The sequence below is a fragment of the Streptomyces canus genome (genome assembly GCF_030816965.1).
Taxonomy (GTDB): domain Bacteria; phylum Actinomycetota; class Actinomycetes; order Streptomycetales; family Streptomycetaceae; genus Streptomyces; species Streptomyces canus_E.
In genome coordinates this window covers 833,459-846,930 of record NZ_JAUSYQ010000002.1, presented here as the reverse complement: position 1 = coordinate 846,930, position 13,472 = coordinate 833,459, and the positions used below count along the sequence as shown (strand labels likewise).

Here is a 13,472-nt window from a genome sequence, read left to right as displayed (position 1 = left end):
CGGACCGCTCACGGACGCGGAGTCTGCGATCACGACCTGCCCGGCTTGCCCACTGGCCGGGCAGGCAACGTCTGAACGATTCCCGGGCGGCGAGTGGGGCATCCCCGGCGGAAGCGTGCCGGGCGTTGCGACGGGGCGAACATCGCCTGCCGGCGCCCTAGTTCTTCCGCATGCGGACGGCGACGAAGAACGGCGTTTGAAGAGTCTTGAGGTAGCGGACCTCGTCGACCTGGCGGGCGGCCTCCGTGGCCCGTGGCTCCACGAATCGCTCCAACACGAAGCCGGCGTCGAGGAGTTCGCCCAGAAAGGTCTGCATGGTCATACGGCGGTGCGAGTTGGTGGTGCCGCTGTCCCCGAAACGCGTCTCGACACGGCCCTCGTCGAAGTAGGAGCCGCCGTGCCAGACCCAGTCGGCGGTCGGGTGGACCGTCGAGACCAGCAGGGTCCCGCCGGGACGCAGCACGCGGTGCAGTTCGGCCAGCAGTTGCCGACGGGCCTCCAGGTGATGGTGCACCAGGGCCACGACCACCAGGTCGAACGAGTCGGCCGGCAGGAAGTCGAGCGGTTCCTCCAGGTCGTGGTGGTGCAGCGTGACGGCGTCGTCGTCGCCGATGCGGTCGCGGGCATGGCCCAGCAGCGTCGCGCTGCCCTCGACGCCGACCACCTCGGCCGCGCCGCGTGCCCGCAGTTCCGTTATGTAGTGTCCGGCGCCGCAGCCGATGTCCAGGACGCGCTGCCCGGTGACGTCACCGGCCAGGGCGAACATGGCGGGCCGGTCGGTGTGGGCGTTGTAGGGGCCGTCGGTCGCGTTGTCGGCGAAGTAGTCGCCGAGGGCCCCCTCGTAGGAGGTGTTGATGCGCATCACCGCATGCTGTCAGGGATTCACATCATGCCGACCCCCGCGGGCCGCGCCTCAAGCAGGGACAACAGATGACGGCAGGGGGTCACGATCCCCGGCCAGCCGCAGAGTCGCGAGGGCTGCCGGCCCTGCCGTGACGCCGAAGGTGAGGGCGGCGGGGACGCCTGTGCCGAGAGTGGAGAACACATGCACGGGGCCCCACACGGCGGCGGTGTCGTCGACCGCCATGTGCAGGACCTGGCTCGCGAGCAGTCCCAGCACGGTCGCGCAGACCGCGCCCACCGCCATCGCCGGCACGGTGGTCCGGGTGAGCAGGCCGGGCAGCAGACGCAGTGACCACCACACCACGGCCAGCAGGAGCACGTCGGCGGCCCGGTACAGCAGCCAGTGTCCGAGGGACGTGGTCGCCGGACCCGTCCAGGCGCCGAGCAGCAGCCACTGGCGCAGCAGGTCACCGGGCTCGGACAGCAGGCCCGCGCCGCTGAACGAGGTCTGTATCCAGGCCGCCACCGACTGGTACGACAGGACCACCAGGGACAGTGCGACCACCGCGGTTCCGACGCTCGCCGCCAGTCGGGCAGCGCGTGTCGGCACATCGCGCCGGGGCAGTGGTTCCGCACCCTTGGCGGAGACGCGGGCCACGAGAACCGTGAGCAGGGCGGTCAGCAGTCCCGCGAACACCGGGACCGGTCCGCTCGAGGCGATCACCCCCGCCAGCTGCGGCAGGACCCGGTAGCTGCCGTGCCCCCGGGACGCGATCAGCCAGGGCGCGGAGACCGTGACCGCCAGGGTCGCGGACACCGGCCCCCAGGCCCACAGCGCGAGCAGCGTGGCCGGTGTACGGCCCCGCGCCGGCGGGATCCTGCGGAGCAGGAGCAACGTACCGGCCAGGAAGAAGGCGAAGACGGCCACGAATCTGATCTGCATCCCGGTGCTGTACAGACCGGCGTAACCGGTGTCTCCGCCCGTGCCCGCGTCCACGGATCCGTCGGACGGCAGGGCCACCGAGGAGTCGTACGACCAGGGCATGAGCCATCGCCGGAGTTCGTTCACGGAGTCCACGTCGAACACGCTGGTGCTGCCGCGCAGTTGCAGTGCCTGCGCGCTCGCCCCCGCCCACCACAGCAACAGCGTGATCAGCAGGCCTCCGACCAGGGCTGGTATGACCGCGCGCCGGTATGTCATGTTGCTTCCCCCGCCTTGCCCCTGTGTCCGTGGGTGTCTCGAACAGAGGAAGAGTAGGGCGTGGTGAACGTGTGCGAACGGGCGGGGCGATCACCCCTGCCGCTCTCCGGCGCGGACCAGGCCGGTCTCGTAGGCGATGACGACGAGTTGGGCGCGGTCGCGGGTGCCGAGTTCGGCATGGCCCGGTTGACGGCGGTCTTGACGGTGACGGGGGTGACGAAGAGGCGTTCGGCGCTGTCGTCGTGGGACAGGCCGGTGGACACCAGGGACACCGCTTCGCGTTCCCGGGGTGTCAGCGTGGCCGGGCGGCCGGGGGCGGCGAGGTCGTCCGCGGGGGGCTGGGCCATGATGCGGGCGATGAGGCTCTTGGTGGCCGTGGGGGCAGCGGGGTTTCGTCCGACTCGGCGAGACGGATGGCGTCGGGCGGTTGGGCCGGTTCCACCCCTTTGCCGAGGAAGCCGCTCGCGCCCGCACGGAGTGCCTCGATGCCGAACTCGGCCGCCTCGAAGGTGGTCAGGACGATCCCATTGATCCTTTTCGAGCCCGGGTGACTCCCGGAGCCGACCCACCGCCGATACTGTCGACGTCGCCCGAACCAACGACCAAGGCAGAGAAGTTGACCACGCAGACCCACCCCGTCGATCACGAACTCGTCCAGGCGGCAGCGCACGTCGCTCGCACACGTTGCCGAGGCGACAACCACACCATGGCAGCCGCGGCCCGTGCCCGGGACGGGCGGATCATCACCGCCGTGAACGCCTACCACTTCACGGGAGGCCCCTGCGCCGAACTGGTCCTCATCGGCGCGGCGGCCGCCCAGGGCGCCTACGAACTGAAGACGATCGTCGCCGTGGGGGACCGCGACCGAGGGGTCGTTCCGCCGTGCGGCCGGTGCCGACAGGTCCTCCTCGACTACTTCCCCGACCTCGAGGTCATCGTCGGCGAAGAGGCCCGCACCCGGACCGTGCGCATCACCGACCTGCTGCCCGAGAGCTACGTCTGGGCCGACCACCAGCTCGACGCCGAGTGACACCGAACGCTGACGACGGTGTCGACGAGAGCGTGGCATGGTCATCAGCGCAGTGGACAGCAGCCTCGTAAGCCTGCCCCGCAGCCGGCGGCCCACCCGACACAAGGAGCGACAACCATGCGGTACCGCACACTCGGCAGCTCGGACCTGAACGTCTCGGAGATCTCGCTCGGGTCGTGGCTCACCTATTCCGGCGGCGTCGAGGCGGACGCGACCCGGGCCTGCACCGAGGCGGCCTTCGACGCGGGCATCAACTTCTTCGACACCGCCAACGCCTACGGGCGGGGAGCCGCCGAGACGGCCTGGGGAGAGATCCTGTCCGCCCACCCCCGTGACTCCTACATCCTGGCCACCAAGGTCTATTTCCCGATGTCGGACGAGCCGGCCGACCGTGGACTGTCACCCGCCCACATCGCCCGGCAGATCGACGCTTCCCTCACCCGCCTCAGGACCGACCATGTCGACCTGTACCAGGCGCACCGCTTCGACTCCGGCGTGCCGATCGAGGACACCGTCGAGGCGTTCCAGAAGGTCGTCGAGCAGGGCAAGGCCCGCTACATCGGCTTCAGCGAGTGGACCCCCGAACAGATCCGGGCCGCGATCGACCTCGCCGGACCCGATCTGTTCGTCTCCTCCCAGCCGCAGTACTCCATGCTCTGGCAGGCCCCCGAGGCCGAGGTGTTCGGCCTGTGCGCCGCCAACGGCATCTCCCAGATCGTCTGGTCCCCCCTCGCCCAGGGCGTCCTGACCGGCAAGTACAAGCCCGGGCAGCCCGTCCCCGAAGGAAGCCGGTTCGCCTCCGCGGACATGGCTGTCTCCCAGGACCTCGTCTACAGCGACGCCATCCTCGAAGCGGTCCAGCGCCTCGTCCCGATCGCGGAGGAGGCGGGGATGAGCATGGCCACCCTGGCGCTCGCGTGGGTCCTGCGCCGCGGCGAGGTCGCCTCCGCGATCACCGGTGCCTCCCGCCCCGACCAGGTCCACGCCAACGCCGCCGCCTCCGGCGTGGAACTGTCCGACGACCTGCTGACCGCCGTCGACGAGGCCCTCGGTGACGTCCCCGTCACCGAACCCACCCTCGCCCCCGGCGCCGAGCCGGGCATCAAGCACCGCTGAACTCGTACGGTCGGCCAGGCGGGTCCGGCGGAAGGCCCAGGGAAACGCCGGTAAACCGGCACCTTGCTCGCCCCCGTCCCAGCCGTCGGCAAGCCGTCGTCGCCGGTCCAACCCACCGACAGCCCACCGTAGTTGGCGTCGGTGTAGGCGCAGAAGCTCCCCTGGTCGCTATCCCGTACGGGAACTCCCGCTGCGGTGCGACTCCCTGCGCCGACCCATCGTCGCCGACGGACCGCGCCGGCATCCGGCGCTCCGTCAGGCACCGTCGTACAAGCGCGGATTCCGCTCTCCTCAGCAGATCGTCCTGGGCGGGGACGGACCGCGGTACGGGCCCCGGGCCACTCCCGTCGCCGCCCTCCGCGCAACCGCCCGCCAGGGTGGTCCCACACACGGACAGGGCCACTGTGGAGACAAACCTCGAAGCTCGCACCGCGGACACCCCCGTCCTTCGCCCGGCCGTACCGCAGCGGGCTCAGCCGTTTCCGACTCCTCGTCGGCTCGCCATCCAGTACAGGGGAGCTCGGGACGGCTGTGATCCTCGCAAGTCACAGGGCGGGTCTGGCAGGCGTTGCGTGATTGACGCCCCCGCGCCACCTGCCTACCGTCGCCCCAACACGTCTGAACAGGCAGGTTGACGATGACAGACTCCTCGGGATCCCCCGACAGCAGATCCACCGCCCGGCAGCTCCAGGTGGAGACCCACGGGCTGGACGTGATCGGCGACGCCGAACGCAAGGGCACCCCGCGGACGCTGTTCTGGCCGTGGTTCGGCGCCAACGTGTCCATTCTCGGCCTGAGTTACGGCTCGTTCGCGCTGGGCTTCGGGATCTCCTTCTGGCAGGCGCTGGTGGCCGGCGTGATCGGGATCGTCTTCTCGTTCCTGCTGTGCGGCTTCGTCGCGGTTGCCGGCAAGCGGGGCTCCGCGCCGACGATGGTGCTCGGCCGCGCCGCCTACGGGGTGCGCGGCAACCGCCTTCCGTCGGTGGTCTCCTGGGTGCTCACCGTCGGCTGGGAGACCGTGCTGTGCTCCCTCGCCACCCTGGCCACCGCGACCGTCTTCGGACGGCTCGGCTGGGGCGGCGGCACCGAGACTCAGGTGATCGCCCTGATCGTGGTCGCGGGGCTCACCGTCGTCGGTGGGGTGATGGGCTTCGACCTGATCATGCGGCTCCAGACCGTGATCACCGTGGTGACGGGCGTACTGACCGTCGTCTACGTCGGGCTGGTCGCCGACCACATCCACTGGAGCACCGTCAGCGCCCTCCCGGCGGGCTCCGGCCAGGAGTTCATCGGCGCGCTGGTCTTCATGATGACCGGCTTCGGTCTCGGCTGGGTCAACGCCGCCGCCGACTACTCCCGCTATCTGCCCCGCACTTCGTCGAGCCGGGGCGTGGTCGGCTGGACCACCTTCGGCGCCTCCGTGGCCCCGCTGCTCCTGCTGGTCTTCGGACTGCTGCTGGCCGGCTCGTCCACCACGCTCAACCAGGCCGTCGCCGCCGACCCGATCGGCGCGCTCACCACCATCCTGCCCACCTGGTTCCTGGTGCCCTTCGCCGTCGTCGCGGTTCTCGGCCTGGTCGGCGGCGCGGTCCTCGACATCTACTCCTCGGGTCTCGCCCTGCTCTCGGCGGGCCTCAGCATCCCGCGCCCGCTGGCGGCACTCGTCGACGGCGTCCTGATGATCGCGGGCTCCCTTTACATCGTGTTCTTCGCCGACGACTTCCTCGGCCAGTTCATGGGCTTCCTCACCACCCTCGGCGTCCCCATCGCCGCCTGGTGCGGCATCATGCTCGCCGACCTCTCCCTACGCCGCCGGGACTACGACGAGGCCGACCTCTACCGGCCGAGCGGCCGCTACGGCGACGTGCCGCCCACCCCGCTGATCCTGACGGTTCTCGCCACCGCCCTCGGCTGGGGTCTGGTCACCAACTCGGCCGCCAGCTGGCTGGACTGGCAGGGCTATCTCCTCGACCCCTTCGGCCTCGGCGGCAAGTCCGGCGCCTGGGCCTACGCCAACCTCGGGGTGCTGGCCGCCCTGGCGCTCGGCTTCCTCGGCACACTGGCCTTCGGCCGGGGGCGGGTCCGCGCGCAGGAGGGCGTCGTATGACGACCGGGCTGCTCGCCGTCATCGACATGCAGCGCGTCTTCGCCGAACCCGGCAGTCCCTGGGCCACCCCGCGTTTCGCCGAGGCGGCGGCAGGCGTACGGCGGCTGCTGCCGGCCTTCGCCGAACGGGTCACGTTCACCCGCTTCGTCGCCCCCGGCGAACCCACCGGCGCCTGGCGGGCCTACTACGCGCAGTGGCCCTTCGCCCTCCAGCCACCGGACGCCCCGCTGTGGCGGCTCACCGACGAGTTCGCCGACCGGGCACCGCACATCATGGACGCCACCACCTTCGGCAAGTGGACCCCCGAACTCGCCGAGCGTGTCGGCCCCGAGGCCCGCCTGGTCCTGGCCGGTGTCAGCACCGACTGCTGCGTCCTGTCCACGGCCCTCGCCGCCGCCGACGCGGGCGTCGAGACCCTGGTGGTGTCCGACGCCTGCGCCGGGGCCGACGACGACTCCCATGCCAAGGCGCTGGACGTGATGGAGCTGTACGGGCCGTTGATCCAGGTCGTCACCGTGGATCAACTGATCGGAACCTGACGTCACTTGGCGATATCCGGACGGTACCGGGCAGCGCTCGGCCGTGTTGAATCGCTCGTAGCGCATCACGAACGGACGGCTCCCACACGCCAGGAGGCATCGTGACCGCCGCACCCGAGACCGGCCTCACCGAGCGGGAGATCATCGAACGGGCCGCGGCCCTCAGGCCCGCGCTGCTCGCACGCCAGGCGGAGACCGAACGGCTCACGCACTACCCCGAAGACACCCACGACGACTTCCTGAGGGCCGGCTTCTACCGGATCCTGCAGCCGCGCCGCTACGGCGGCCACGAGTTCGGCCTGCCCGTGTTCTACCGTGTGGTCGTCGAGATCGCCCGCGGCTGCCCCTCCACCGGCTGGGCCCTGTCCCTGACCGCCGCCCATGTCCTCCAGGCCTGCACGGTCTTCGACGAGAAGGCCCAGGACGAACTCTTCGGCACCGATGGCGACTTCCGGGCCGCCTCCACCGTCGCGCCGGTGGGCATCGCCCACCCCGACGGCCTCGATCACGTGATCCTCGACGGCACCTGGCCCTACTCCTCGGGCGCCCCCTACTCCACGCACTACCTCGGCCAGACCCTGCGCCCGGGCAGCCCACCTGGCCCACCCGTGCTGTTCGTCGCCCCGCGCTCGGCGTGGACGGTCCTCGACGACTGGCGGGGCGCCCTCGGCCTGCGCGGCACCGGATCCAACAGCATCCGCATGGAGCAGGCGCGTATCCCCGCGCACTTCACACGCGAGACGAGCCTGCTGGACCTGCCGGTGCAGGGCGGCAGCGTCGGCTCCAAGCTGCACGGCAACCCGATGTACGCGGGACGCGCGCCCAGCTTCTTCCACGGCGAGCTGGCCGCCGTCATGATCGGCACCGCGTACGCCGCCGCCGACGAGTACGCCCGGATCGTCGCCGCCCGCCCCCTGCTCCTGGAGCCCGACCGCACTCGTGCCGACCTGCACGACTACCAGCGACACCTCGGCGAGGCCCTCGGCGTGATCCACCTGGCCGAGGCGGCTCTCAGGCAGACCGCCGAGGACTGGATGGAGACCTGCCGCCGCAACGTCAGCGGTGAGGCACCCTTCACCGTGGTCGAGGACAACCGGCTCGCGCTCACGTTCCTGAACGCGGGGCGTATGGCCTGGGACGTCCTCCAGGGCATCCTGTTCCGCACGGCGGGCTCCCGCCACGCGCGCGACGGCGAACGGATGCAGCGCTACTTCCGGGACGCGGCCACGTACTGGACCCATGTGGGACCCAGCATGTACGAGCCTCTCCTGCGGCGGGTCGGATGCGACGCCCTCGGTCTGCCGTCGGAGCACATCGCGCTGATTCCCTGACGTCCCGAACGCATGCTCTGGGCACGCTCGGGTACGCGAGCAGCACCGCGCCCCGGGCGATCATGTCTGCGGGCGGGGCCGCACGACCGCCGCTACCAGGGGATCTGCCATGGACACACCCGCCAATGACAACACCGTCACACCGGCTCAGCGGGCGCTGGACGCGCTGACGCAGAACACCGAGGACGCGACGGCGCTGGACACGCTCGCCACCAGTGACGTGCTCATTCCGGTGCCCGACGACGCCGCGGACGAGGACACCACCGTGGCGCTGCCCGTGCTGGAACAGCAGGACGGCGCTCCCGTGGTGCCCGTGTTCACCTCGGAGACGGAGATGGCCGAACTGCTTCCGTTCGTGTCCCGCTACCGTCTGGTGCCGCTGGGCGCGCTCGCAGCGCAGTGGCCGGACGGCGATCTGTCGCTCTCGATCGACGCCAGCTCCACGCACCCGCTGACGCTCACGTCCGAGGGCGTGCGCACACTGCTGGCTCGGCCCTAGGGCTGATCACACAGTGAGGCCCGGCCACCACATGCGACGGAGGGGGAGCGGCCGGGCCCACTACGGGGTGCGAACCTGCTCCCGCCACCGCACCCCGGTTCTCGCATGCGGAAACAGAGATGAGCGGCGCCGACCCTGCTCATCCCCGGCGCGCTGTGCGATCGCCGTGACCCGACCATAGGCCCGATCCGGCAGGCCGTCGCTCCGGAATGCGTGGCGCATGTCCGCAAAGCGCGGCGGATCGGCGGGCGTAGCGGCTCACGCGGCGCGCAGTGTCTGCGAGGGTGACTCCCCGTAGCGCTCCCGGTATCGCCGCGCGAAGCGGCCCAGATGGACGAACCCCCACGCGTGAGCCACTGCCGTCACGGTCGTCGTGCCCGGTGCCGCCGCCCGCAGCTGCCGGTGCACACGCTGGAGCCGCACCTCATGGACGTATGCCATGGGCGACATGCCGACATTGCTGCGGAAAGCTTCCTGCAGTGTGCGCAGACTGACCTGGGCGATGGCCCCGAGCCGGTTCGCGTCGTACGGCTCGGCGGGCAGCTCCTGTACGGCGTCCATGACCCGCTTCACCGACGCCGGACGCATCGGTGGGGGAGGGGCCTCCAACGCGTCGCGGAAGGCGTGGTCGGTGGCCAGCAGCATCCCCTCCAGGAGGGTCTGTTCGAGACGGCCGCGGATCATCGGATGGCTCAGCAGTCCGAGCGGGACGTTCCGCTCGAGCAGGTTCCACATCGCCAGACGCATCCAGCTCTGGCCCGGCCCCCGCGAGACGTCCATGTACGGCCCGAAGCGCGGCGGGCGCCGCACCGACCGGCCCAGCAGCACCTCCAGCTGCCTGAGCACGGCCGCCTTGTCGATCTTGACGGTGAGTGCCTGGCAGTCGGCGGACCAGGCGTCGACGTGGATGTCCCGCGCCGGATCGAAGACCAGCGCCCGCCGCTCGGTCGCGAAACCCGTGACCCCGTGCCCCTCCTGGACGCTGAAGCAGCCGCCGAAGGGCACGGCGACGTGGTACACGCCCGGCTCGCCGAAACTCATCCGCATCTCGGTGCCGAAGCGGACGTCGCCCACAGTCAGCGCGCCGAGGTCGACGACACTGAGCCTGGTCTCGAACTCCGTGGCCTGGCCGACGACTTCGAGACGCAGGTCGTAGTAGTGGGCCGCGATCGCGTCGTGCGCCTCCTCCAGGGAGTTCGTCGTGTAGCTGTGGAACTTGGCGGCCCGGTCCTCTCCCACGGCCAAGGCGTCGTCACCCCTTCCCCGCTAGGCGTCTGCCTTTCAGAATGACCCGCGGACGAGCGGTCATGCCGGTCAGGAGCGGACGCGGGTTTCACAGCGCCTTTCCGGGGTTGAGAATGCCCCGCGGATCGAACACCTCCTTGATCCGGCGCTGCAACGCGTGTGCGGCGGGCCCGAGTTCCTCGGCCACCCACTGCCGCTTGAGCACCCCCACCCCGTGTTCGCCGGTGAGCGTGCCCCCGAGCCTGAGCGCCAGCGCGAAGATCTCTCCGGCCGCCTCCCACACGGCTTCCGGCAGCCGGTCCAGGTCGGGGTCGACGACGATGATCGGGTGCAGGTTCCCGTCCGCCGCGTGCGCGATGGTGAACACGGGAACGTCGTGCCGGGCCGAGATCGCCCGGATCTCCCGCACGGCCCGAGCGAGCCGGGAGCGCGGCACCGCGATGTCCTCGATCAGCGGTCGGCCCAGCCGCTCCAGCGCGGGCAGCGCCAGCCGGCGGGCCGCCAGCAGCGCCTCTGCCTCGGCGGGATCCTCCGTCGTCTCCACCGTCGAGGCCAGGGGTCCGAGCAGCCGGGCGACGGCTGCCGCCTCGGCCGCCGCACCCGCCCCGTCGCACTGCACCACCAGCAGCGCGGCCCCCCGCTCCCGCAGCGCCGGGTCGATGGCGTGCAGCACGGGCCCGTCGACGAGCTCCGCCAGCGCGGGCTCGACGCCGGCCCGGGCGATCGCGTACGACGCCTCGGCCGCCGCCTCGAAGGACGGGAAGTACGCGGCGAGGGTGGCCGTCGCCACGGGAACCGGCCTGAGTCGAAGCGTCGCCGAGGTGATCACCGCGAGGGTGCCCTCCGAGCCGGTCAGCAGCGCGGTGAGGTCATAGCCGGTGACCCCCTTGACCGTACGACGGCCGGTGCCGATCACCGTCCCGTCGGCCAGGACGGCCTCCAGACCGAGCACGCTGTCCCGGGTCACCCCGTACTTCGCGCACCGCAGGCCGCCCGCGTTGGTCGCGATGTTCCCGCCGATCGTCGACAGGGCCGCACTCGCCGGATCGGGCGCGTACCGCAGTCCGTGCGCGCCCGCCGCCCGGTCCAACTCGGCGGTGATGACGCCTGGTTCGACGACGGTGAGCTGGTCGTCGGCCGAGAGCTCGCGGATGCGGTTCATCCCGGAAAGGTCCAGCACCAGGGCGCCCTCGTCCGCCGTCGCCCCGCCCGACAGGCCGGTGCCCGCGCCGCGGGGGACGACCGGGACGCGCAGCTCGTGGGCGTGCCGCAGCGTGACGGTCACGTCCTCCGTGCGCCGGGCATGCACCACGGCCAGCGGCTCGCCAGCGGGCCGGGTGCCCGAGCGGTCGGTGGCGTGGGCGGCGAGCACGCCAGGGTCCGTGCTCAGCCTGTCGGGCGGCAGATCGCGGGCCAGCAGCCCCAGGAAGCGCGCCGACACGGTGGTGTCCTGCGTTGCCGTCATGGGTTCAGCGCCTTCGTTCCGATCGCGAGCAGGGAGATGTCCTCCTGGGGCGCGTGCACCGGCGCGCACTGGATGTCCCGGAAGTGCCGTTCCAGAGGATTGCCACGGGACAGCCCCGGATTACCCAGCAGCCGTACCGCCAGCTCCACGGCCCGCACACCGTGCCGGTCCGCCAACACGCGGGCACCCAGGGCCTGTTCCGGCGGATACGACCTGTCGCCGGTGTCCAGTTTCGCGGCACCGTCGAACACCAGTTGCTCGGCGGCGGCCAGCAGCACCTCGATCTCCCCGGCCGTACGGCGGAAGCGTTCCGTACGGGCCACCGGGTGACCGAGGTTGGCGGGCACGCGCGCGTGGGCGAAGGTGTGGAAGAACGCCTGGGCGGCCCGGGCGACCCCCAAGTAGAGGGCGGCGAGGGGGAGGTGGAGGGCGGCACCGGCCCGGTTGTCCTGCTCGGCGGCAGGACCGTGCGGCGCGAGCCCGATCACCTGCCCGTGCGGCACCTCCACGTCCCGGAAGGTCACGTCGTGGCTGCCGCTGGCCCGCAGCCCCAACTGGTCCCAGCGGCCGGTGATCTCGATTCCGGGCGAGTCGCCGGACACCGGAAAGGTGCCCACGCGCGGCTCGTCCTCGTCGGTGGTCGCCCACACCAGGAACCAGTCGAGCCCCTCGGCCCCCGTCACGAACCGCTTGGTGCCACTGATCGCCCATCCGTGCGCCGTACGCCTGGCGCGGGTCGCGGGCAGCCCGCCCCGCGCGGGGGACCCCAGATCGGGCTCCACGCGCGCGTGGTTGAGCAGCACGGGACGCTCGAAGGACTCCTTCACCACGCGCGCGTACAACTCCTCGGGCCAGTGCGGCTGTACGGCCTGACGGGCGTGGTTGGTGAGCGTCATCGCCGCGATCAGGGCGACGGACGGGTCGGCCCGGCCCAGGGAGTGCAGGATGCGGGCGCTCTCCTCGACCCCCGCGCCCCCGCCGCCGTACTGCTCGCCGATGGTGGCGGTGAGCAGGCCCGCTTCGTGGGCGATGCGCAGGGACTCGGCCGGAAAGGCGGCCGTGCGGTCGTACTCCGCGGCCAGTTCCGCGATGCGCCCGGTCACAGGGCCTTCTCGAGATCGGCGTTGAGCTCGGTCGTCCAGAACGTCTTCACGTCCAAGTGCTCCTTCAGCGCTCCGAGTTCGGTGAACACGTCCGCGACCTTCTGCTGCGAGGCGATGGTGTCGTCGCCCACCGGCCGGGCCTGCGTGGGGCGTTGCGCCTGAGCGTCCGTGAGGTCCTTCCTGGCCTGGGCGAGGGGCTGGTGGGTGGCGTCGGCGGTGACCTGGGCGAAGCCGTCGAGGTGGCCGTCGCGGACGTAGGCGTACGCCTTGGTGATCCGGGCGATCAGGTCGGCCGCGGCGGCCTTCTGCCGGGGACTGCTCAGCACGCTGTCCCGCGCCGACCAGAGGAAGTTGCCGGACAGGATGTCCTTGCCGGAGCCGACCGTCGTGGCGCCCTGCTGGTGGGCGGTGATGATCGAGGTGCCGTAGGAGGCGAAGGCGTCGATGCCGCCGCCGTTGAGGGCGGCGAGTCCGTCGTTGGGGAGCAGGGGTTTGGCGTCGACGTCGGACCACTTCAGGCCCGCCTGCTTGAGCAGCTCGTAGAGGAAGTAGTGGGCGGTGGTGTTCTGGACGTAGCCGATTTTCTTGCCCTTGAGGCCGGCGATGCCGGTCACCTTCGAGCCCTTGGGCACGACGACCTCCTGGTTCAGGGTCGCGCCTTTCTGCACGGCGACGACCTTGAAGTTCGCGCTGCCGTCGGCGGCGGCGAAGATCGGCGGGATCTCGCTGGAGGAGGCGAGGTCGAGGGCGCCGGCACGGATGGCCTGGAGCTGCTGGTCACCGCCCTGGAAGAGGCTCCACTTGATCGTGTACGGGGTGTCGTCGAGACCCGCGTATTTCAGGACGGCCTCCTCGGCCTTCCAGCCGGTGGCGCCGACGGTGAGGGTGACGGTGGAGGACTCCGCCTGCGCGTCGGTCCCGCAGGCCGTGGCGAACGGCAGGAGCACGGCGAGGGCGGCGGCGGACGTGCGCAGGGAACGTCGGAACAACACG

Annotated in this window: 13 protein-coding genes; 6 read left to right on the top strand and 7 right to left on the bottom strand. The window is 71.2% G+C overall.

Features of this window, described 5'->3' with window-relative positions; translation table 11 throughout:
• Window positions 1–157: 157 nt before the first annotated feature.
• Genes QF027_RS04910 through QF027_RS04900 form a run of 3 tightly spaced genes read right to left on the bottom strand, consistent with a single transcriptional unit; the run spans window position 158 to window position 2,391 of the window.
• On the bottom strand, window positions 158–862 hold the full coding sequence (locus tag QF027_RS04910) for a class I SAM-dependent methyltransferase (protein WP_307072874.1): 705 nt from the start codon (window positions 860–862) through the stop codon (window positions 158–160).
• A 51-nt stretch (window positions 863–913) separates the two neighbouring features.
• Window positions 914–2,044: a hypothetical protein gene (locus QF027_RS04905; RefSeq protein ID WP_307072872.1), complete on the bottom strand. Its 1,131-nt coding sequence runs from the start codon at window positions 2,042–2,044 to the stop codon at window positions 914–916.
• Complete coding sequence (locus tag QF027_RS04900; protein ID WP_307072870.1) at window positions 2,041–2,391, bottom strand: helix-turn-helix domain-containing protein; 351 nt, start codon at window positions 2,389–2,391, stop codon at window positions 2,041–2,043. The genes QF027_RS04905 and QF027_RS04900 overlap by 4 nt, the downstream gene beginning before the upstream one ends.
• A gap of 269 nt (window positions 2,392–2,660) precedes the next feature.
• Here QF027_RS04900 and QF027_RS04895 point away from each other — a divergent pair, with 269 nt between their 5' ends.
• From QF027_RS04895 to QF027_RS04870, 6 genes are all read left to right on the top strand, one after another.
• Entirely contained in the window at window positions 2,661–3,074 is a 414-nt protein-coding gene (locus QF027_RS04895; RefSeq protein ID WP_307072868.1) for a cytidine deaminase family protein, read from the top strand.
• Window positions 3,075–3,191: 117 nt separating this feature from the next.
• Window positions 3,192–4,190 carry an aldo/keto reductase family protein gene (locus QF027_RS04890; protein WP_306985671.1) on the top strand — a complete coding sequence of 333 codons (999 nt, stop codon included), beginning with the start codon at window positions 3,192–3,194 and terminating at the stop codon, window positions 4,188–4,190.
• 637 nt (window positions 4,191–4,827) lie between these two features.
• Entirely contained in the window at window positions 4,828–6,297 is a 1,470-nt protein-coding gene (locus QF027_RS04885) for a purine-cytosine permease family protein (RefSeq protein ID WP_306985673.1), read from the top strand.
• A complete protein-coding gene (locus tag QF027_RS04880) occupies window positions 6,294–6,836 on the top strand; it encodes a cysteine hydrolase family protein (protein ID WP_307072866.1) in 543 nt (180 codons plus the stop codon). Before QF027_RS04885 ends, QF027_RS04880 begins: the two co-directional genes overlap by 4 nt.
• A 101-nt stretch (window positions 6,837–6,937) precedes the next feature.
• Window positions 6,938–8,167: an acyl-CoA dehydrogenase family protein gene (locus tag QF027_RS04875; RefSeq protein WP_307072864.1), complete on the top strand. Its 1,230-nt coding sequence runs from the start codon at window positions 6,938–6,940 to the stop codon at window positions 8,165–8,167.
• 109 nt (window positions 8,168–8,276) lie between these two features.
• A complete protein-coding gene (locus tag QF027_RS04870; protein WP_306985679.1) occupies window positions 8,277–8,666 on the top strand; it encodes an SseB family protein in 390 nt (129 codons plus the stop codon).
• Between the two features lie 258 nt (window positions 8,667–8,924).
• Here the strand turns inward: QF027_RS04870 and QF027_RS04865 are convergent, their stop codons facing one another.
• From QF027_RS04865 to QF027_RS04850, 4 genes are all read right to left on the bottom strand, one after another.
• Window positions 8,925–9,905, bottom strand: coding sequence for an AraC family transcriptional regulator (locus QF027_RS04865; protein ID WP_307082280.1), 981 nt, complete (start codon window positions 9,903–9,905; stop codon window positions 8,925–8,927).
• Window positions 9,906–9,999: 94 nt separating this feature from the next.
• Window positions 10,000–11,376 (bottom strand): FAD-binding oxidoreductase, encoded by a 1,377-nt coding sequence (locus QF027_RS04860; protein ID WP_307072862.1) that lies wholly within the window; start codon window positions 11,374–11,376, stop codon window positions 10,000–10,002.
• The gene (locus tag QF027_RS04855) at window positions 11,373–12,479 is read right to left on the bottom strand and encodes an acyl-CoA dehydrogenase family protein (protein WP_307072860.1); all 1,107 of its coding nucleotides are present in this window, start codon (window positions 12,477–12,479) and stop codon (window positions 11,373–11,375) included. The genes QF027_RS04860 and QF027_RS04855 overlap by 4 nt, the downstream gene beginning before the upstream one ends.
• On the bottom strand, window positions 12,476–13,471 hold the full coding sequence (locus QF027_RS04850) for an ABC transporter substrate-binding protein (protein WP_307072858.1): 996 nt from the start codon (window positions 13,469–13,471) through the stop codon (window positions 12,476–12,478). Before QF027_RS04850 ends, QF027_RS04855 begins: the two co-directional genes overlap by 4 nt.
• Between the last annotated feature and the right edge of the window lies 1 nt (window position 13,472).